This window comes from Stenotrophomonas acidaminiphila, from assembly GCF_001431595.1.
GTDB classification, from domain to species: domain Bacteria; phylum Pseudomonadota; class Gammaproteobacteria; order Xanthomonadales; family Xanthomonadaceae; genus Stenotrophomonas; species Stenotrophomonas acidaminiphila.
Window position 1 is genome coordinate 1 of sequence record NZ_LDJO01000006.1, and the last position, 18,033, is coordinate 18,033.

General features: G+C 69.9%; 19 protein-coding genes. 8 read left to right on the forward strand and 11 right to left on the reverse strand.

Annotation, left to right across the window (positions count from 1 at the left end; translation table 11 throughout):
• Positions 1 to 122 precede the first annotated feature (122 nt).
• The 4 genes from ABB33_RS01125 to ABB33_RS01140 all read right to left on the reverse strand — a co-directional run bounded on the left by ABB33_RS01125 (position 123) and on the right by ABB33_RS01140 (position 4,591).
• Positions 123 to 677, reverse strand: a complete 555-nt coding sequence (locus tag ABB33_RS01125; RefSeq protein ID WP_056930834.1) for a 1,2-dihydroxy-3-keto-5-methylthiopentene dioxygenase — start codon at positions 675 to 677, stop codon at positions 123 to 125.
• Positions 678 to 758: 81 nt separating this feature from the next.
• On the reverse strand, positions 759 to 1,406 hold the full coding sequence (locus ABB33_RS01130; protein WP_056930835.1) for a methylthioribulose 1-phosphate dehydratase: 648 nt from the start codon (positions 1,404 to 1,406) through the stop codon (positions 759 to 761).
• A 208-nt stretch (positions 1,407 to 1,614) separates the two neighbouring features.
• Positions 1,615 to 3,048, reverse strand: a complete 1,434-nt coding sequence (locus ABB33_RS01135; protein WP_056930836.1) for an amino acid permease — start codon at positions 3,046 to 3,048, stop codon at positions 1,615 to 1,617.
• A gap of 64 nt (positions 3,049 to 3,112) precedes the next feature.
• Positions 3,113 to 4,591, reverse strand: a complete 1,479-nt coding sequence (locus ABB33_RS01140; RefSeq protein ID WP_054666038.1) for an amino acid permease — start codon at positions 4,589 to 4,591, stop codon at positions 3,113 to 3,115.
• A gap of 181 nt (positions 4,592 to 4,772) precedes the next feature.
• On the opposite strand from ABB33_RS01140, the gene ABB33_RS01145 reads away from it, so the two are divergent.
• A complete protein-coding gene (locus ABB33_RS01145; protein ID WP_056930837.1) occupies positions 4,773 to 5,330 on the forward strand; it encodes an NUDIX hydrolase in 558 nt (185 codons plus the stop codon).
• A gap of 68 nt (positions 5,331 to 5,398) precedes the next feature.
• On the opposite strand, the gene serA is transcribed toward ABB33_RS01145, so the two are convergent.
• Positions 5,399 to 6,640 (reverse strand): phosphoglycerate dehydrogenase, encoded by a 1,242-nt coding sequence (gene serA, locus ABB33_RS01150; protein WP_056930838.1) that lies wholly within the window; start codon positions 6,638 to 6,640, stop codon positions 5,399 to 5,401.
• A gap of 206 nt (positions 6,641 to 6,846) precedes the next feature.
• Between serA and ABB33_RS01155 the strand changes: the two genes are divergently transcribed.
• The 4 genes from ABB33_RS01155 to ABB33_RS01170 all read left to right on the forward strand — a co-directional run bounded on the left by ABB33_RS01155 (position 6,847) and on the right by ABB33_RS01170 (position 10,677).
• A complete protein-coding gene (locus ABB33_RS01155; RefSeq protein WP_056930839.1) occupies positions 6,847 to 8,235 on the forward strand; it encodes an FAD-binding oxidoreductase in 1,389 nt (462 codons plus the stop codon).
• A gap of 49 nt (positions 8,236 to 8,284) precedes the next feature.
• On the forward strand, positions 8,285 to 8,584 hold the full coding sequence (locus ABB33_RS01160) for a DUF2388 domain-containing protein (RefSeq protein WP_056930840.1): 300 nt from the start codon (positions 8,285 to 8,287) through the stop codon (positions 8,582 to 8,584).
• On the forward strand, positions 8,584 to 10,317 hold the full coding sequence (locus tag ABB33_RS01165; RefSeq protein ID WP_056930841.1) for a DUF7844 domain-containing protein: 1,734 nt from the start codon (positions 8,584 to 8,586) through the stop codon (positions 10,315 to 10,317). The genes ABB33_RS01160 and ABB33_RS01165 overlap by 1 nt, the downstream gene beginning before the upstream one ends.
• 93 nt (positions 10,318 to 10,410) lie before the next feature.
• Entirely contained in the window at positions 10,411 to 10,677 is a 267-nt protein-coding gene (locus ABB33_RS01170; RefSeq protein WP_054666024.1) for a DUF2249 domain-containing protein, read from the forward strand.
• 156 nt (positions 10,678 to 10,833) lie between these two features.
• On the opposite strand, the gene yeiP is transcribed toward ABB33_RS01170, so the two are convergent.
• The 5 genes from yeiP to ABB33_RS01195 all read right to left on the reverse strand — a co-directional run bounded on the left by yeiP (position 10,834) and on the right by ABB33_RS01195 (position 14,443).
• Positions 10,834 to 11,400: an elongation factor P-like protein YeiP gene (gene yeiP / locus ABB33_RS01175; protein WP_054666021.1), complete on the reverse strand. Its 567-nt coding sequence runs from the start codon at positions 11,398 to 11,400 to the stop codon at positions 10,834 to 10,836.
• Positions 11,401 to 11,467: 67 nt separating this feature from the next.
• Positions 11,468 to 12,238, reverse strand: a complete 771-nt coding sequence (locus ABB33_RS01180; RefSeq protein WP_054666018.1) for an SDR family NAD(P)-dependent oxidoreductase — start codon at positions 12,236 to 12,238, stop codon at positions 11,468 to 11,470.
• Between the two features lie 74 nt (positions 12,239 to 12,312).
• On the reverse strand, positions 12,313 to 12,729 hold the full coding sequence (locus ABB33_RS01185; RefSeq protein ID WP_056930842.1) for a DUF4189 domain-containing protein: 417 nt from the start codon (positions 12,727 to 12,729) through the stop codon (positions 12,313 to 12,315).
• Between the two features lie 26 nt (positions 12,730 to 12,755).
• Positions 12,756 to 13,649 carry a hydroxymethylglutaryl-CoA lyase gene (locus tag ABB33_RS01190; RefSeq protein ID WP_056930843.1) on the reverse strand — a complete coding sequence of 298 codons (894 nt, stop codon included), beginning with the start codon at positions 13,647 to 13,649 and terminating at the stop codon, positions 12,756 to 12,758.
• Positions 13,646 to 14,443 carry an enoyl-CoA hydratase-related protein gene (locus ABB33_RS01195; protein WP_056930844.1) on the reverse strand — a complete coding sequence of 266 codons (798 nt, stop codon included), beginning with the start codon at positions 14,441 to 14,443 and terminating at the stop codon, positions 13,646 to 13,648. The genes ABB33_RS01190 and ABB33_RS01195 overlap by 4 nt, the downstream gene beginning before the upstream one ends.
• Positions 14,444 to 14,563: 120 nt before the next feature.
• Here ABB33_RS01195 and ABB33_RS01200 point away from each other — a divergent pair, with 120 nt between their 5' ends.
• Genes ABB33_RS01200 through ABB33_RS01210 form a run of 3 tightly spaced genes read left to right on the forward strand, consistent with a single transcriptional unit; the run spans position 14,564 to position 16,922 of the window.
• Entirely contained in the window at positions 14,564 to 14,809 is a 246-nt protein-coding gene (locus ABB33_RS01200; RefSeq protein WP_054666005.1) for a FeoA family protein, read from the forward strand.
• Entirely contained in the window at positions 14,806 to 16,668 is a 1,863-nt protein-coding gene (gene feoB, locus ABB33_RS01205; protein WP_056930845.1) for a ferrous iron transporter B, read from the forward strand. The genes ABB33_RS01200 and feoB overlap by 4 nt, the downstream gene beginning before the upstream one ends.
• Entirely contained in the window at positions 16,668 to 16,922 is a 255-nt protein-coding gene (locus ABB33_RS01210) for a DUF6587 family protein (RefSeq protein ID WP_056930846.1), read from the forward strand. The genes feoB and ABB33_RS01210 overlap by 1 nt, the downstream gene beginning before the upstream one ends.
• A gap of 85 nt (positions 16,923 to 17,007) precedes the next feature.
• Here ABB33_RS01210 and ABB33_RS01215 read toward each other — a convergent pair whose 3' ends face one another.
• Entirely contained in the window at positions 17,008 to 17,589 is a 582-nt protein-coding gene (locus tag ABB33_RS01215) for an NAD(P)H-dependent oxidoreductase (RefSeq protein WP_056930852.1), read from the reverse strand.
• Positions 17,590 to 18,033: the final 444 nt, after the last annotated feature.

Below are 18,033 nucleotides of genomic sequence, written 5' to 3' on the forward strand. Positions count from 1 at the left end.
GCGTGGGGCGGGTGGGGCGATGGCATCGCGCGGCGGCGCGGATGCGCGGGTGGGTCAGGTGCGGCGCGGCACGTGGCAGGCGTGAACCCGCCCCGCGCACGGCGCCGCGCAGGCGTCCGCGATCAGGCCGGTCCCGGCGTGTAGCGCGGGAACTTGCGCGCGATGTCGGTGCCGGTGAAGTGACCGACCCAGCCATCGGGCTCGGTGAAGAAGCGGATCGCGACGAAGCTCGGTTCCGGACCCATGTCGAACCAGTGGGTGGCGCCATCGGGTACCGCGATCAGGTCGTCCTTGACGCACTCCACCTCGTAGACCTTGTCGCCCACGTGCAGGGTGAACAGGCCCGAGCCGGCGACGAAGAAACGCACTTCGTCCTCCTTGTGGTAGTGCTCGTCGAGGAACTTGAGGCGGATCTGTTCGCGGTCGGGGTTGTCCGGCGCGATAGACGCCACGTCCACGCTCTTGAAACCATGCGCGGCGACCAGGCGGTCGATGTCCTCGCGGTAGGCGGCGAACACTTCGTCCTGGCTGGCGCCCGGTGCGACCGGATGCCGGGCCTGCCAGCGCTCGAAGGTGACGCCGATCATCTCCAGTTCGGCGCGGATGACCGCGCCATCGCGGCTGTCCAGCAGCACGGTGTCGGGGTCGGTGTCGTTGAAGATGCGCAGTCGGCTCATGGCGGCGGCTCGAGGCGTGGGGAACGGGAAGGGTAGCAGGGCAGCCGGCGCCACCGGCGCGCGGATGCCCGGGAAACGGGCTCAGACGGCGGCGCGCAGCCGGCGCAGCTCCAGCTCGCAGTGGAGCAGGAACTCGAACGCTTCCAGGTGGCGGCGCGCCTCGGCCATGTCGCGGCCCCAGGCGTACAGGCCGTGGCCATCGATCAGGTAGCCCCACATCGGGCCCTTGTCGAGTTCGGCTTCCACCTGCGCTGCGAGCACGTCCATGTCCTGGGTGTTGGCGAACACCTTCAGGTCCACCGCGGTCTCGTGGGTGGCGTTGCCGTGCAGCGCCTTGAGCAGCTCGTAGCCCTCCAGGCGCACGTGGCCGTCGCCGCCATACAGGCGCGAGGCGATGGTCTGCACCGGCGAATGCGTGTGCAACACGCAGTTCACCTCGGGAAAGCGCGCGTAGAGCTGGGTATGCAGCAGGGTCTCGGCCGACGGGCGCAGCGGCCTGCCCACGGCCTTGCCGTCGAAGTCCACGACCATGATGTCGGCCTCGACCAGCCGCCCCTTGTCCTTGCCGGACACGGTGATGGCCGCATGGCGGTCGTCCAGGCGGTGCGAGAAGTTGCTGCTGGTGGCCGGCGTCCAGCCGGCCCGGGCCAGTTCGCGGATGTTGTCGATCAGCAGCTGCGCCAGTTCGCTCAGCCGCTGGGCGTCATAGGGGACAGTGGGGGCATTCATGCAGCGCATTCTACCCAGCCGGGGACGTTCTTAGGGGCCGCGTGGCGCCAGGCCCGTGGCCCGGCATGCCATGCACGCGGCACCGTCCATGCCGCGGAGGCCATCGCGCCCCGCGCTCGGGATGTGCGGCGACGCGCATCGCCTGGGCAGAGAAGAAAAGCCCGGGTGTCTCCACCCGGGCTTCGAAGCGGCCGGCGCTGTGACCTGCTCAGCCGTTGCGGCCGCCCAGCTTGCTGTGGCGCATGCCGTAGGCGAAGTAGATGATGAAGCCGGTGGCGGTCCACAGGCCCATCAGCATCCAGTTGTGCAGGGTCATGGCGGTCAGCAGGGCGATGCAGCTGAGCACGCCGAGGCTGCAGATCAACCAGGCCATCGGGATGCGGAACGGGCGCGGCAGGTCCGGCTGGGTGCGGCGCAGGACCAGCACGCCGGCGCAGACCGCGGCGAAGGCGATCAGGGTGCCCATCGAGGTCAGTTCGCCGAGGATGTCCAGCGGGAACAGCGCGGCGAGCAGGGCGATGCCGATGCCGGTGATCACCGTGTTGATGTGCGGCGTGCGGTACTTGGGGTGGATCCTGGTGAACACCGGCGGCAGCAGGCCGTCGCGGCCCATGATCATGAAGATGCGCGGCTGGCCGATCACCATCACCAGCACCACCGAGGACAGGCCGATCAAGGCGCCGATCTCGACGATGATGCGCAGCCAGTCCAGCTGCGGATGCGCGGCGACCGCGGTCACCACCGGCTCGGCGGTACCCAGCAGCTTGTACGGGACCAGGCCGGTCATCACCGCGGCCATGGCGATGTACAGCACGGTGCAGATCACCAGCGACAGCAGCATGCCGATCGGCAGGTCGCGCTGCGGACGGTGCGATTCCTGGGCGGCCACCGAGACCGCCTCGAAGCCGATGTAGGCGAAGAACACCATCGCCGCGCCACGCAGCACGCCGTCGAAGCCGTACTTGCCCGGGCCTTCGTTGGCGGGGATGAACGGGGTCCAGTTGGCCGGGTCCACGTATTTCCAGCCAGCGACGATGACCAGCAGGATCAGGCCGGTCTTGAGGATGACCATGGCCATGTTCATCGCCGAGGACTTGCTGATGCCCACGTAGCACAGCCAGGTCAGCAGCAGCACCAGCACGGCGGCGGGGATGTTGGCGATGGCGCCGGTCGGGCGCAGCTGGGCGTCCAGCGGCGCGCTGACCAGCGCCGCCGGCAGGTAGATGTCGAAATGGCTGAGCAGGCTGAGGAAATAGCCGGTCCAGCTCACCGCCACCGCCGAGGCGGAGACACCGTACTCGAGCACCAGCATCCAGCCGATGAACCAGGCCGAAAGCTCGCCGAAGGTGGCGTAGGTGTAGGTGTAGGCGCTGCCGGAGACCGGCACCATCGAAGCGAATTCGGCGTAGGCCATCGCGCAAAACGCGCAGCACACTGCCGCCAGCACGAAGGACAGCATGATCGCCGGGCCGGCGTGGTTGGCCGCGGCCTGCCCGGTGATGACGAAGATGCCGCCGCCGATGACCGCGCCGATGCCCAGTGCGGTCAGGCCCCAGGGGCCCAGGGTGCGGCGCAGGCTCAGGCCATTGGCCTCTTCATGGGCGGCGTGCGGATGTTTGGTGGCCCACAGTTGCTTGAACATGGTGCGTGTTCGCTCGTCGTGCGTACGGGAACGGCCGGCGCGGGGCCGGCCGGAAGGAATGGAATCAGGCGTTCCGGTTCAGTTTGCTGTGGCGCATGCCGTAGCCCAGGTAGATGGCTACGCCCAGTACGTTCCACAGCACGAACACCAGCCAGTGCGCGGCGAAGGCCATCGCGAACAGGCTCAGGCAGATCAGCGCGCCCAGCGGCGCGACCAGCCACACCGCGGGCACCCGGAACGCGCGCGGCATTTCCGGGCGGGTGCGGCGCAGGATCAGCACCCCGATGCAGACCGTGGCGAACGCCAGCAGGGTGCCCATGGCGACCAGTTCGCCCAGCACGTTCAACGGCACCAGGCCGGCCAGCGCGGCGGCCAGTGCGCCGACGATCACGGTGCTCAGGTGCGGCGTGCGGAACTTCGGATGCACCCGGCCGAATATCTCCGGCAGCAGGCCATCGCGGGAAATGGTGTAGGCGATGCGGGTCTGGCCCATCATCATCACCAGCACCACCGAGGACAGGCCGGCGATGGCGCCGATCTCGACCCAGGTCTTGAGCCACGCCAGGTTGGCATAGGCCTCCAGCGCGGTGGCCACCGGCTTGTCGGTGCCCAGCTTGGTGTAGTGCATGAGGCCGGTCATCACCGCGCAGACCACGATGTAGATGATCGTGCACACCGCCAGCGAGCCGAGCAGGCCGATCGGCATGTTCCGCTGCGGGTTCTTGGTCTCGCCGGCGGCGGTGGAGACCGCATCGAAACCGATGTAGGCGAAGAAAACGATGGACGCGGCGCGGAACACCCCGCTCCAGCCGAACTCGCCGAACACGCCGGTGGTGTTGTCCGGGATGAAGGGCGTCCAGTTCTCGGGATTGACATACATCGCGCCGAAGCCGACGAACAGGCAGATCACCGCCACCTTGATCGCGACGATCACCGCATTGACGAAGGTGGACTGGGTCACGCCGACGTACAGCAGCCCCGAGATCACCGCGATGATCAGCACGGCCGGCAGGTTGAGCAGTTTGCCGGAGGCGACGAACTGGCCGTTCTCCCACGCGATCGGCGCGGCGGTCAGCGCCTCGGGGAAGGGCAGGTGCAGGGTACTGGTGAGGAAACTGAGCAGATAGGCCGACCAGCCCACCGCCACCGACGAGGACGCGAACAGGTACTCCAGTACCAGGCACCAGCCGATGAACCAGGCCATGCCTTCGCCGAGGGTGGCGTACGAGTAGGAATAGGCGCTGCCGGAGACCGGCATCATCGCCGCGAACTCCGCGTAGCACAGGCCGGCGAAGGCGCAGGCCAGGCCGGCGAGCACGAACGACAGCATGATCGCGGGGCCGGCGTGGTGGGCCGCCGCCTGCCCGGTGATGACGAAGATGCCGGCGCCGATCACCGCGCCCATGCCCAACAGGATCAGGTGCCTGGCTGTGAGGGTGCGCTTGAGCGTGGCTTCGCCCTGCAGGCTGCCTTCGACCGGCTCGCCGGCGTCCACGTGTGCGGCCGGCTCGACCGGTTTGACCCTCAACAGTGTTTTGAGCATTCGCTGTTTTTCCAGACCTGATGGTGTTTCCGCGCATCCACCGGGGATGCGCATGGGTGTGGCAAGCTGAACCGCTGGCAACGGCCTACCTTGCCAAAGCCCGGCCAAACCGACAAGCGCAGGTGCAGCATGGGCGGTGATAATGGCCGCCTGGTCGGACCGATGGGATGTGCCTGCAGTCATGTACGAACACGATGGGAGCCTGCGCGATGCGTTGCAGGACTATGCGCGACGGGTGCCCGAGCATGCGGAGGTAGCCGCGGGATTCCTGGGCCTGCTGGACGGGCAGGGCGCGGATCCGTTCCAGCGCTCACGCTTGGACGGGCACTTCACGGGTAGCGCCTGGCTGGTCAGTGCCGATGGCCGGCGCGCGCTGCTGACCCATCACCGCAAGCTGGGGCGCTGGCTGCAGTTGGGCGGGCATGCCGACGGCGAGCGCGACCTGGCGGCGGTGGCGCTGCGCGAGGCGCAGGAAGAATCGGGCCTGTCCGGGTTGTCGCTGCAGGCGCAGGCGCCGTTCGATCTCGACCGGCACTGGATTCCCGAGCGTGGCGACGTGCCCGGCCACTGGCACTACGACGTGCGCTACGTGGTGCGTGCCGGTGCGGACGAGCGCTTCCTGGTCAGCGAGGAGTCGCTGGACCTGGCATGGCGCGAGATCGATGCCATCGCCGCCGATGCGCAGGCCGACGCCTCGCTGCGGCGCATGGCGCTGCGCTGGCTGGCGCACGCGCGCTGAGGCCGGGCGCCGCTGCCTCGGCGGCGCTTGACCGGCCCGCGGCGGGATGGCGCCCGTCGGCGCCGGGCTCAGTACAGGATGCGGGTGCGCAGCGTGCCGTCGATCGCGGCCAGTTCGTCGCGGATCGCGTTGGCCTGTTCCACGGTGGCGGTGATGTCCACCACCACGTAGCCCAGCTTGGGGTTGGTGCGCAGGAACTGGCCGTCGATGTTGAGGTTGTGGCGCGAGAACACTTCGTTGAGCCGCGACAGCACGCCCGGTACGTTGCGGTGGATGTGCAGCAGGCGCAGGCTGCGCTCGTGCTCGGGCAGGGTCACTTCGGGGAAGTTGACCGCCGACAGGGTGCTGCCGTTGTCGCTGTAGCGCACCAGCTTGGCCGCCACCTCGACGCCGATGTTGTCCTGCGCCTCCAGCGTGCTGCCGCCCACGTGCGGGGTCAGGATCACGTTGTCGTGGGCGGCCAGCGGCGATTCGAAACGGTCGCCGTTGCCCTTCGGCTCGACCGGGAACACGTCCACCGCGGCGCCGCCGATGTGTCCCGAGCGCAACGCCGCGTCGAGCGCGTCGATCACCACCACGGTGCCGCGCGCGGCGTTGATCAGGTGCGCGCCGCGCTTCATCTTCGCCAGTTGCGGCGCACCGATCATCCACTGCGTGGCCGCGGTTTCAGGCACGTGCAGGGTGACGATGTCGGCGCGAGCGAGCAGGTCGTCCAGGCTGGCGGCCGGCTGCGCGTTGCCCAGCGACAGCTTGGTCTCGATGTCGTGGAAGATCACCTGCATGCCCAGCGCCTCGGCCAGCACGCCGACCTGGGTGCCGATGTGGCCATAGCCGATGATGCCCAGGGTCTTGCCGCGCACCTCGTGGCTGCCGTCGGCCGACTTTGACCAGCCGCCGCGGTGGCATTCGGCGTTCTTCTGCGGCACCCCGCGGGTGAGCATGATCGCCTCGGCGATCACCAGTTCGGCCACCGAGCGGGTGTTGGAATACGGGGCGTTGAACACCGGGATGCCGGCCAGTTCGGCCGCCTCCAGGTCCACCTGGTTGGTGCCGATGCAGAAGCACCCCACCGCGATCAGGCGCTTGGCATGCGCCAGGACGTCGGCGTCCAGCTGCGTGCGCGAGCGGATGCCGATGATGTGGGCCTCGGCGATGCGCGCCTTCAGCTCATCTTCGGGCAGCGACTTGGTGTGGTACTCGATCTGCGAATAGCCGGCCGCCTTGAAGGTATCCACGGCGGTCTGGCTGACCCCCTCCAGCAACAAAACGCGGATGTCCTGCTTCGGGAACGAGGTCTTCTTGGGCGACATGGCGGCCACGGCGGTTGGAGGGGGATGGACTGTTCACTATGCCAGAATCGCACCGGATTTTGGTGCGCTGCGCCATGTGGCAACGCCTTGAACACAAAAGGTTTCATCTGAATTTACTGCCGCCATCGCGGGCCCTGTCGCGGTGACTGGACGGGCCGCTGCCGGGCTGGCACGCTTGCCGGCTTTCACGCCTTCGAAGCAACGCCATGACCGACCCGCGCCTGGACACCCTGCTGCACGCCTGCCCGGGGCTGCGCCTGAAGACCGACCCGGCCGACCTGGAACACTACGGGCGCGACTGGACCCGGCGCTGGGCGCCGGCACCGCTGGCCATCGCGCTGCCTGGCAGCGTCGAGGAGGTGCAGGCGGTGGTGCGCTGGGCCAACCAGAACACCGTGGCGGTGGTGCCCTCGGGAGGGCGTACCGGCCTGTCCGGCGGCGCGGTGGCGGCCAATGGCGAACTGGTGCTGAGCCTGGAACGCCTGAACAAGGCGCTGGATTTCAACGCGGTGGACCGCACCCTCACCGTGCAGGCCGGCATGCCGCTGGAGGCCGTGCACAACGCCGCCCGCGAGCACGGCCTGCAGTACCCGGTGGACTTCGCCGCGCGCGGGTCCTGCTCGATCGGCGGCAACATTGCCACCAACGCCGGCGGCATCCGCGTGATCCGCTACGGCAATACCCGCGAGTGGGTGGCCGGCCTCAAGGTCGTGGCCGGCAACGGCGAGCTGCTCGAGTTCAACAAGGGCCTGATCAAGAATTCCAGCGGCTATGACTTCCGCCAGCTGATGATCGGCTCGGAGGGCACGCTCGGCATCGTGGTCGAGGCGACGCTGAAGCTGGTCGATCCGCCGCCGGCGACCAACGTGATGCTGCTGGCGCTGCCTTCGTTCGAGGTGCTGATGCAGGTGTTCTCGGCGTTCCGCGAGCGCATGCAGCTGGAGGCGTTCGAATTCTTCACCGATCGCGCGGTGCACCACGTCAGCGCGCATGGCGCGCAGTATCCGTTCGCCGAGACCTACCCGTACTACGTGGTGACCGAGTACGCCGCAGCCGACGAGGCGGGCGAGGCCGCGGCGCTGGCCGCATTCGAGCACTGCATGGAACAGGGCTGGGTGCTGGACGGGGTCATCAGCGCCAGTGAGGCCCAGGCACAGCAGTTGTGGCGCCTGCGCGAGGGCATCACCGAGGCGCTGGCGCGCTACCGGCCGTACAAGAACGACGTGTCGGTGCGCATCTCGGCGATGCCGGCCTTCCTGGCCGAGGCGCAGGCATTGATCGGTGGCGCGTACCCGCATTTCGACGTGGTCTGGTTCGGCCATATCGGCGACGGCAACCTGCACATCAACGTGCTCAAGCCAGAGGACACCAGCGATGCCGAATTCCTGGGCCAGTGCGAGCACGTGACCAAGCTGCTGGCGCAGGTGCTGCACCGTTTCCATGGCAGCATCTCGGCCGAACATGGCATCGGCCTGGTCAAGAAGCCCTACCTGTCCAGCACCCGCGATGCGGCGGAAATCGCGTTGATGCGCGGGGTGAAACAGGCATTCGACCCATTGGGTTTGATGAATCCGGGCAAGGTGTTCGACCTGTAGCCGGCGGCCGGTTACGCTCGCCTCCTGTCCCCCAGTGTTGCCTCCGCCGATGATCCGTCCGTTCCTGTCCTGCGTCCTGCTCCTCGCCTCCGCGCCGCTGCTGGCCTCCAGTTTTGCCGGCAGCACCGCCGGCACCTCCGCGGGCGCCTCGTCCAAGGGGTCGAGCAGTTCCTCGGGCGATGACAAGGTGATCCAGGCCGCGCGCGAGGAAGCCGCCGGCTTCGTCGCCAGCGATGGCCGCCTGCGCGGCGCACGCCTGCAGGCCGCGCTGCTGCACCTGCGCCAGCGCGATGCCGGGGCTGCCCAGGCCAGCGACATGCAACTGGCGCGGGCCATCCTCGCCCGCTGATGCGCCTGGCCACGGGCCTGGCCGCCGCGCTGCTGCTGGCCAGCGGCAGCGGCCGGGCACTGGAACTGGTACTGGACCCGGCCGGGTTGGACCCGCCGGCGCAGCAGCGCGCGCGCGACCTGCTTGCCCGGGCCCGCGAACGCCTGCCCGGACACTGGCAGGCCGACCCGCGGCGGCTGACGCTGCGCTTCGATCCGCGCCTGCCGGCCGACATTGCCGGCCGCCACCGGCGTGGCCAGCTGCGGCTGTCGCCGGAACTGCTGGAGGTGCCGGCCACGGCCGCCGCGCACGACCTGGCCCGGGCCACCGTGTTGCATGAGATCGCCCACGCCTTCGACCGGGGCGAAGGCGGCGGCTGGTCGCGGCAACCGGCGTTCCGTCGGCTTGCCGGATGGGATCGGCGCGGTGCCAACCCGTACACGCTGCGCAGCCCGGACGGCTACGAGCGGCACAGTCCGGCCGAGGCATTCGCGGTCAACCTGGAGTGGTACCTGCTCGACCCGCAGTACCACTGCCGGCGGCCGGCGCTGGCGGCGTGGTACCGGCAGCAGCTGGGGCCGGCGCCGGGGGCCGCGACGGCCTGCGGCACTGGGCTGCCGCTGCTGGTGGCCGGCGCCGCGCCGGCGCAGCTGGAGCTGGAAGCGCTGGATCCGGCGCGCGTCTACGCGGTGGATTACCTGCTGGCCGGTGCTGGCGACGCGGCGATGAGCCGTTTCGGTCATTCCATGCTGCGGCTGGTGGTCTGCGCGCCGGGCCGCGAACCGGGCCCGCGTTGCCGGATGGACCTGGCCTACCACCGGGTGCTGTCCTTCCGTGCCTTCGTCAACGACGTGCAGATCTCCAACTGGCGTGGACTGACCGGGGCCTACCCGGCGCGGCTGTTCGTGCTGCCGCTGGACCAGGTGATCGACGAGTACACCCGGATCGAGCTGCGCGACCTGCAGGCCTGGCCGCTGTCGCTGTCGCCGGTGCAGATCGACGCGCTGCTGCAACTGGCCACCCGCGCGCACTGGAGCTACGACGGGCGCTATCGCTTCATCGGCAACAACTGCGCGGTGGAGAGCGGGCGCCTGCTCGACTTGGCGTTGACCCCGTCGCGACGGCGGCTGCAGGCCATCACTCCGCGCGGCGTGCTGCGGCGCCTGCAGGACGCCGGCCTGGCCGCACGCCAGGCGCCGTCGCCGGATGCCGGCCAGGGCCTGTACTTCGCCTCGGCCCGGCAGGACTACGCGCAACTGCTGCATGGCCTGCAGCAGGCGGGCAGGGTGCCGCCGCTGCCGCTCGAACGCTGGCTGGAGAGTCCCCCACGACAACGCGGCGAGCCCGCGCCGGACCTGCCGCTGCAGGCCACCGCGGCCTGGTGGGTGCTGGAGACCGCGGCGCTGCGCCGTGCCGAACTGCGCGCGCTCGCCCGGCTCAAGCGGCACCTGGATGGCGCCACGCCCGAACTGCAGGCGCGGGTGGCCGACTGGCAGCAGTTCAGCGGCCTGCTCGATGCGCCGGCGGCACTGCTGCCGGCCGGGGGCTACGGCATCGCCCAACCCGATGACCTTGGCGTGCTGGAGCAGGCACTCGCGCGGCTTGGCGAAGACGGGCAGGCGCGCTGGCAGGCGCTGCATGAAAGTGCCGAACGGGCTCTGCCACCCGCACAACGCCAGGAACTGGAGCAGACCCGGCAGCGGGTGCGCTGGCTGGCCGAACGCATGCGCGCGTTGGCGGCCGCGCCGGACTGAGCCGCGGCATCGGCGCCGTTCTTGACCCCGGTCAGGGCGACGGCGGTGGCGCGGCCTAGCATGGGCCGGGTTTCCCACGATGGAGTTCCCGCAATGCCTGTTTCCCTCGATCCGGCCCCGCACGTGCACGTCTTCGATGCGCGCGGCGTGGCGCGGCGGTTCCGCCACTCGGCGATCTTCGGTGCGCTGGGTGCGCTGCGCAACGGCGAGACCATGCGTTTCATCAACGACCACGACCCGATCCCGCTGCTGGACCAGCTCGGCCAGCGCTTCGGCGCGCACCTTTCGATCAGCTACCTGCAGCGCGGGCCGGATGCGGTGGTGATCGATTTCGGCGTCCAGGGGCTGCCCGAGGAGTGATCTGCAGCGGGGGGCGCGGCCGCCAGTGGCGTGCCGCGGCTTCCGGCGCAGGCATCGGCGGGACCTGCTGACAGCGCCGGGTCGCGTACCGCCGCCGATGACCATGAACGACGACGGCGCCCGCGGGCGCCGTCGCATGCCGTGTCCAGCCGTGGATCAGTCGGCGCGGCCGCCGAACTCGCCGGTGGTGGTGTTGACCAGGATGCGCTCGCCGTTGGCGATGTACTCCGGGACCATGATCTCGATGCCGGTGTTGAGCTTGGCCGGCTTCGGGCGCTTGGTGGCGGTGCCGCCCTTGAGTTCCGGCGGGGTCTCGACTACTTCCAGGGTCACGTGCTGCGGCAGCTGGATCGCCACCGGCTGCTCGTCGATCACCTGCACGTAGATGCCGGTCAGGCCCTCGGTGATGTAGCCGGCGTCGTCGCCGATCACGTCCGCGTCCAGCGTGTACGGGGTGTAGTCCTCGTCGTCCAGGAACACGAACGCATCGCCGTCCATGTACGAGTAGGTGGACTGGCGGCGCAGCAGCTCGACCTCGCTCAGGTTGTCGTCGGCGTCGAAGCTGGCGTCGAGCTTGTTGCCGCCCGGCACGCTGTACATGATGAAACGGAAGCGGACGTTGCCGCCGCGGCCCTGCGGCGAGCTGCGCTCGATGTCGCGGATCTGGTAGACGCCGTTGTTGTATTCGACGACGTTGCCTTTCTTGATATCGCTGGCTTTCATGCTTGGAAAGTCGGTTGGGGTAAGGGTGGAATCGAAGCGGGCGCCTTGTGGGCGCCCGCGGGATGGATCACTTGGGCGCCAGGCGCACGGCGCCATCCAGGCGGATGGTCTCGCCGTTGAGGTAGGTGTTGCCGATGATGTGGCCGACGAGCGCGGCGAAATCGTCCGGCTGGCCCAGGCGCGAGGGGAACGGGATCGAGGCGGCCAGCGACTCCTGCACGTTGGCCGGCATGCCGTCGACCATCGGCGTCCAGAACACGCCCGGGGCGATCGTCATCACGCGGATGCCGAAACGCGACAGCTCGCGCGCCATCGGCAGGGTCATGCCGACCACGCCGCCCTTGGAGGCGGAATAGGCGGCCTGGCCGATCTGGCCCTCGTAGGCGGCGACCGAGGCGGTGTTGATGATCACGCCGCGCTCGCCGTCGACGCCGGCCTCGTTGTGCTGCATCAGGTCGGCGGCGGCCTTGGCCACGTTGAAGCTGCCGACCAGGTTGACCATCACCGTGGCCTGGAAGTTGGACAGCGGCATCGGTGCCTCGCGGCCGAGCACGCGGCCGGCGCCGAGGATGCCGGCGCAGTTCATCACCACGTTCAGCCCGCCCAGGAACTCGCGCGCGGCGGCCAGGTTGGCGGCCACGCCGGCCTCGTCGGTGACGTTGGTGGTGAAGTAGCGGGCATTGTCCGTGCCCAGCTCGGCGACCGCGGCGGTGCCTTTTTCCTCGTTGAGGTCGAACAGGGCGACCTTGCCGCCGTTGGCGACCAGGTGCCGGGCCACGGCCAAGCCGAGGCCGGAGACACCGCCGGTGACGACGGCGCGGACGGAGGACAGCTGCATCGGGACGCTACCTGCAATGGGTTGGTCGTTGATTCTAGCCGATGCCGCCGTCCCTACAGCAGGACGGCGGCCGCTCAGTACGGGCGGGGCGCGGGGACGGCCATCGGCGGGTGCGCAGGCAGGCGGAGGGTGGCGGGTACCGGCCGTTCCCGCCACAGGAACTCAAGCTGGCAGTCGTCCGCCGCGCGCCGGCACATGGCCAGGGCCTTGTCAATCGCGGCGCGCTCATCGCGCTCACCCAGCGCATGGCCGAACGCGGCGCTGCCGCTGGCGATGGCCGAGTATCCGCTGTCGGCCGACGTGCTGGCCACTTCGGTGCAGTTGCCCGAGCGCCGCGCGCAGTGGCCGATGGCGGTCTGCAGGGCAACGCTTGCCGACGGCTGGTTGTAGCCGAAGCCATAGGCGCCGGTATCGGAGAAGGCTACGGCCGAGGCGGCCATGGCGCTGCCTGCCGGCAGCAGGGTGGCGATGAGCAGGGTGGTGCGGAGCATGCGGGAGCGTCCTTTCGTTGGGTTCATCAGGGGGGCGTCATGGCCTGGCCGGCCCTGCTGCCGTTGCCGCGGCCGAGCACGCCGGCCAGCCAGCGCCCGGTGTCGGCCAGTGCAGGCAGGTCGATGCCGGTGTCCATGCCCATGCCGTGCAGCATGTAGACCACGTCCTCGCTGGCGACGTTGCCGCTGGCGCCGCGCGCGTAGGGGCAGCCACCGGTGCCGGCCACCGCCGAATCGACCACGCGCACGCCGTCCTCCAGGCAGGCGGCGATGTTGGCCAGTGCCTGCCCGTAGGTGTCGTGGAAGTGCACCGCCAGCGCCGCCATCGGCACTTCGGCGGCCACCGCGCGCAGCATCGCGCGCGCCTTCCGCGGGGTGCCGACGCCGATGGTGTCGCCCAGCGAGATCTCGTGGCAGCCCATCGCGTGCAGCGCGCGCGCCACGCGCACCACGTCGGCCAGCGGCACCTCGCCCTGGTAAGGGCAGCCCAGCACGGTGGATACGTAACCGCGCACCGCGATGCCGTCGGCCCTGGCCCGTTCCAGTACCGGTGCGAAGCGCTGCAGCGATTCGTCGATGCCGGCATTGGTGTTGGTGCGGTTGAACTGCTCGGAGGCAGCGGTGAATACCGCCACTTCGCTGGCCCCGGCCGCCAGCGCGCGCACGTAGCCCTGTTCGTTCGGCACCAGCACCGGATAGGCGATGCCGGGGCGGCGGGCGATGCCGGCCATGACCTCGGCGGCGTCGGCCAGTTGCGGCACCCACTTGGGGCTGACGAAGCTGGTGGCCTCGATGGTGCGCAGGCCGGTGGCCGAGAGGCGGTCGATCAGCGCGATCTTGTCGGCGGTGGCGACCTGCTGTTTCTCGTTCTGCAGGCCATCGCGCGGGCCGACCTCGACGATGCGGACGAAATCGCTCATCGCCGATCCCCCGCGGCCCAGCGCGGCGGACGCTTCTCGAGGAACGCCGACAGGCCCTCGCGGCCCTCGTCCGAAGCCCGCAGCACGGCGATCAGCCCGGCATTGGCACGGTCGAGCGCATCGCGGTCGGCCGTGCCGGCGTGCACCTCGCGCACCAGCACCTTGGCCGACGCCGCGGCGACCGGGCCGGCCTTGCCGATCAGCTCCAGCTGCCGCTGTACGGCGGCGTCGAGTGCGTCGGCGGCGACCACCTGGTGCACCAGCCCCATGCGCAATGCGTCGGCGGCGTCGAAGTGTTCGCCGGTGGCGAACCAGCGCCGCGCCTGGCGTGGGCCGATGGCGGCGAGGACATATGGCGAGATCACCGCCGGCAGCAGGCCCAGGCGGCTTTCGGTCAGGCCGAAGCGGGCGCCCTCGGCGGCGATGGCGATATCGCAGCAGGCCACCAGCCCGACGCCCCCGCCGAAGCTGGCACCGTGGACGCGGGCGATGGTCGGCTTGGGCAGTTCGTCCAGGGTGCGCATCAGCCGCGCCAGCGCCAGCGCGTCCTGGCGGTTCTCCTCCTGCGAGGCGCCGGCCATGGCGCGCATCCACTGCAGGTCGGCGCCGGCCGAGAACGAGGGGCCATGCCCGGCCAGGACCACCGCGCGTACCGCCGGGTCGGCGGCGGCCGCTTCCAGCGCCGCGGTCAGGGTGGAAATCAAGCCGGCGTCGAACGCGTTGTGCAGCTCCGGACGGTTCAGGTAGAGCGTTGCCACGGCCTTGTCGTGGCGAACGAGCAGAGCCTCGCTCATCGGATTCCATGCATGTCTTGGGTGCACGGATCATAGCCGAGCGCCCGGGGCAGCAAGACGCCGCGCGACGGTGCTACAATTGATAACCATTCTTATCAACCTACTCAAAGGCGCCATTCAGTGACGTTGTCAGATTTGCCGCTGCATGCACCCGCGCAGGTGGAGGCGGTGCAGGACCTGCATCCCAACGATGCGATTGCGCGGCGATTGAGGGAGCTGGGATTCGTCGATGGCGAGGACGTGCGGGTGGTCGCGCGCGGGCCGGTGGGTGGTGAGCCGCTGCTGGTGCAGATCGGCTTCACCCGCTTCGCGCTGCGGCGCAGCGAGGCCGCCCGCATCCGCATCAGGCAGGAGGAAGCGGCATGAACGCAGCGACGACCGTGTCGCGGCTGGCGCTGGTGGGCAACCCGAACAGCGGCAAGACCGCGTTGTTCAACCAGCTCACCGGCAGCCGGCAGAAGGTGGCCAACTACGCCGGCGTCACCGTCGAGCGCAAGGAAGGGCGCATGCGCGCCCCGTCCGGGCGCGAATACGCGGTGCTGGACCTGCCCGGTGCCTACAGCCTGCAACCGGCGAGCCTGGACGAGGCCATCACCCGCGACCTGTGCCGCGGCTTCTATCCGGGCGAGCCGGCGCCCGATGCGCTGGTGTGCGTGGTCGATGCCACCAACCTGCGCCTGCACCTGCGCTTCGCGCTGGAAGTGCGCGAGCTGGGCAAGCCGATGATCGTGGCGCTGAACATGGTCGACGCGGCGCGCCGGCGCGGTATCGCCATCGACGTGGCGGCGCTGGAACGGGCGCTGGGCGTGCCGGTGGTTGAAACCATCGCGGTGCGTCGCAACGGCGCCTGCGAACTGGTCGCGCGGATCGACGCGATGATGCCGCAGGTGGCGTCGGTGGCGCCGCCGCAGGTGGCGCCTGCCGCCGACCACCACGCCCAGGTGCGCGACATCCTCGCCGCCGCGGTGAGCATGCCCACGCGCACGGCGAAGATCGACGACGCGCTGGACCGCTGGCTGCTGCACCCGGTGGTCGGGCTGCTGACCCTAGCGGTGGTGATGTTCCTGATCTTCCAGGCGGTCTATGCCTGGGCCACGCCGTTGATGGACGGCATCGAGGCCGGCTTCGCCTGGCTCGGTGCCCTGGTCGGTTCGACCCTGCCGGAAGGGCCGCTGAGCAGCCTGCTGGTGGACGGCATCATCGCCGGCGTCGGCGGCGTGCTGGTGTTCCTGCCGCAGATCCTGATCCTGTTCTTCTTCATCCTCGCGCTCGAGGAGTCCGGCTACCTGCCGCGCGCGGCGTTCCTGCTGGACCGGATGATGGCGGCGGCCGGCCTGTCCGGGCGCTCGTTCATCCCGCTGCTGTCCAGCTTCGCCTGCGCGGTGCCGGGCATCATGTCCACGCGCAGCATCCAGGACCCCCGCGACCGGCTGGCGACGATCCTGGTCGCGCCGCTGATGACCTGTTCGGCGCGGTTGCCGGTGTATGCGCTGCTGATTGGTGCCTTCATCCCGCAGAAGACCGTGTGGGGCGTGTTCAACCAGCAGGGGCTGGTGCTGTTCGGCCTGTATGCCGCCGGCATCTTCAGCGCGCTGGCGATGTCGTGGACGATGAAGAAGTTCCGCCGCGACAAGGCCGAGCACCCGCTGCTGCTGGAACTGCCGTCCTACCGCCTGCCGCACCTGCGCGACCTGGCGGTCGGGCTGTACGAGCGCGGCATGATCTTCCTCAAGCGGGTCGGCGGCATCATCCTGGCGCTGACCATCCTGCTGTGGTTCTTGTTGTCGTTCCCGGCGGCGCCGGCCGACGCCACCCTGCCGGCCATCGACTACAGCTTCGCCGGGCGCATCGGCCACGCGATGGCGGTGTTCTTCGCGCCGCTGGGCTTCAACTGGCAGATCTGCATCGCGTTGATTCCCGGGCTTGCGGCGCGCGAAGTGGCGGTGGCCTCGCTGGCCACGGTGTACGCGCTTTCGGCGGCCGACGACGATGCCGCGGCGCAGGCGCTGACCCCGCTGATCAGCGATGGCTGGTCGCTGGCCACCGCGCTGTCGCTGCTGGTCTGGTACATCTACGCGCCGATGTGCATCTCCACGCTGGCCACGATCAAGCGTGAGACCAACTCGTGGAAGCAGATGGCGTTCGCCGCCGGCTACCTGTTCGCGGCGGCGTGGCTGGCCTCGCTGGTCACCTACCAGGTCGCCGTGGCGCTGGGGGCGGGCTGATGGACCGGGGCCTGCTGCTGCAGTACGCCATCATCGCCCTGGCCGTGCTGGCCAGCGCGTGGGTGGTGCTGAAGAAGCAGTTCCCCGGTACCGTGCGCCGGCTGCGCGGGGCATTGGTGCTGTGGCTGGTGAAGCCGCAGCGCTCGCCGCGGCTGCAGGCGCTGGGGCGCCGGCTGGCGCCGCCGGCTGGCGGCGGCGATGACGGTTGTGGTGGCTGCGGCGGCTGCGGGCCGAATCCCCCGCGGCAACACTGAAGCGCGCGCCGGTGGCGATGGGGCCGGCCGGGCACGACCCAGGCAGTGGCGGACGGGCCGCCCCTGGAGCCTGCGCTTGCACCGCTCAGCCTGCGCGTGACCCGAGTTCCGACGCCAGCGCCAGCCACCGTTCGCGTTGTGCCGGGGTGCTGTTGCGCACCACGCCCAGCCGGCTGACCCGTACCGGGCGGATGCCGCAGAATTCCAGGATGGTGGCGCGGACCTGGGCGATGCCCGGGTCGCGGTAGATCCAGCGGTAGTACCACGGCGGTGTGTCCAAGGTGGTGATCACCCGTGCGCTGCGACCGGCCAGCAGGCGATCCCACCAGAGCGAATCGCGCTGGTGGCGGAAGGCGAAGCCCGGCAGCAGCACGCGATCGAAGAATCCCTTCAGCAACGCCGGCATCCCGCCCCACCAGGTGGGGTAGACCAGCACCAGGTGGTCACAGGCGCGGATCGCTTCGGCCGCATCCTCCAGGTCCGGTTCCAGCGGCTGGACCTGGTGGTAGCCATGGTGCAGCACCGGATCGAAGGCCAGCTCGCCCAGCGCGATCAGGCGCACCCGGTGGCCGGCAGCTCCGGCGGCGGTGGCGTAGTTGTGGGCGAGGGCGCCGCACAGGCTGTCGCGGTCGGGATGGCCCAGCAGGATCAGGATGGAGCGGGACACGGCAACCTCCGGCAAGGGAAAGGACGCGATACAGGGCACTGCCCGCGGGGCAGGGCCACGACGGGCGGGTGCGGTTGCCCGGGTGCGGTATGCGGTGACTGCCGCTCAGCGCCGGCGACCGTGTGCAGGGCGAAGCCGACCCGGCGCGGTCGCACATGCCCGGCAGCAGCGTGTGTGTGCGGGGGAGCATGAATGGCCGGACCTGCCGGCGTTGCGTGCCGGACATGACGACCAGGCCGATGTCCCCGCGCCGGGGCCGGGCGGATCGGCCGGCGCCATGCGGCGCCCTGCGCAGCGCAGGAGCGGTACCTGTTCAGGCGCGGCACCGCGGCATCGGCAGGCCGCCACACGTTGTGCCCACGCTGGCACCGCGTGGTCCCGCCGCGCCGCTGGGCATCGGGCGATGGCCATCCATTGCATGAAGGGATGTTCAGCGTAGCAGCG

Coding starts and splice junctions, on each gene's coding strand:
- ABB33_RS01125 (WP_056930834.1), bottom strand. CDS start 677: ATGAGCCGACTGCGCATCTTCAACGACACCGACCCCGACACCGTGCTG.
- feoB (WP_056930845.1), top strand. CDS start 14,806: ATGAACGCAGCGACGACCGTGTCGCGGCTGGCGCTGGTGGGCAACCCG.
- ABB33_RS01195 (WP_056930844.1), bottom strand. CDS start 14,443: ATGAGCGAGGCTCTGCTCGTTCGCCACGACAAGGCCGTGGCAACGCTC.
- ABB33_RS01145 (WP_056930837.1), top strand. CDS start 4,773: ATGTACGAACACGATGGGAGCCTGCGCGATGCGTTGCAGGACTATGCG.
- ABB33_RS01130 (WP_056930835.1), bottom strand. CDS start 1,406: ATGAATGCCCCCACTGTCCCCTATGACGCCCAGCGGCTGAGCGAACTG.
- ABB33_RS01185 (WP_056930842.1), bottom strand. CDS start 12,729: ATGCTCCGCACCACCCTGCTCATCGCCACCCTGCTGCCGGCAGGCAGC.
- ABB33_RS01155 (WP_056930839.1), top strand. CDS start 6,847: ATGACCGACCCGCGCCTGGACACCCTGCTGCACGCCTGCCCGGGGCTG.
- serA (WP_056930838.1), bottom strand. CDS start 6,640: ATGTCGCCCAAGAAGACCTCGTTCCCGAAGCAGGACATCCGCGTTTTG.
- yeiP (WP_054666021.1), bottom strand. CDS start 11,400: ATGAAAGCCAGCGATATCAAGAAAGGCAACGTCGTCGAATACAACAAC.
- ABB33_RS01210 (WP_056930846.1), top strand. CDS start 16,668: ATGGACCGGGGCCTGCTGCTGCAGTACGCCATCATCGCCCTGGCCGTG.
- ABB33_RS01140 (WP_054666038.1), bottom strand. CDS start 4,591: ATGCTCAAAACACTGTTGAGGGTCAAACCGGTCGAGCCGGCCGCACAC.
- ABB33_RS01180 (WP_054666018.1), bottom strand. CDS start 12,238: ATGCAGCTGTCCTCCGTCCGCGCCGTCGTCACCGGCGGTGTCTCCGGC.
- ABB33_RS01160 (WP_056930840.1), top strand. CDS start 8,285: ATGATCCGTCCGTTCCTGTCCTGCGTCCTGCTCCTCGCCTCCGCGCCG.
- ABB33_RS01190 (WP_056930843.1), bottom strand. CDS start 13,649: ATGAGCGATTTCGTCCGCATCGTCGAGGTCGGCCCGCGCGATGGCCTG.
- ABB33_RS01170 (WP_054666024.1), top strand. CDS start 10,411: ATGCCTGTTTCCCTCGATCCGGCCCCGCACGTGCACGTCTTCGATGCG.
- ABB33_RS01165 (WP_056930841.1), top strand. CDS start 8,584: ATGCGCCTGGCCACGGGCCTGGCCGCCGCGCTGCTGCTGGCCAGCGGC.
- ABB33_RS01135 (WP_056930836.1), bottom strand. CDS start 3,048: ATGTTCAAGCAACTGTGGGCCACCAAACATCCGCACGCCGCCCATGAA.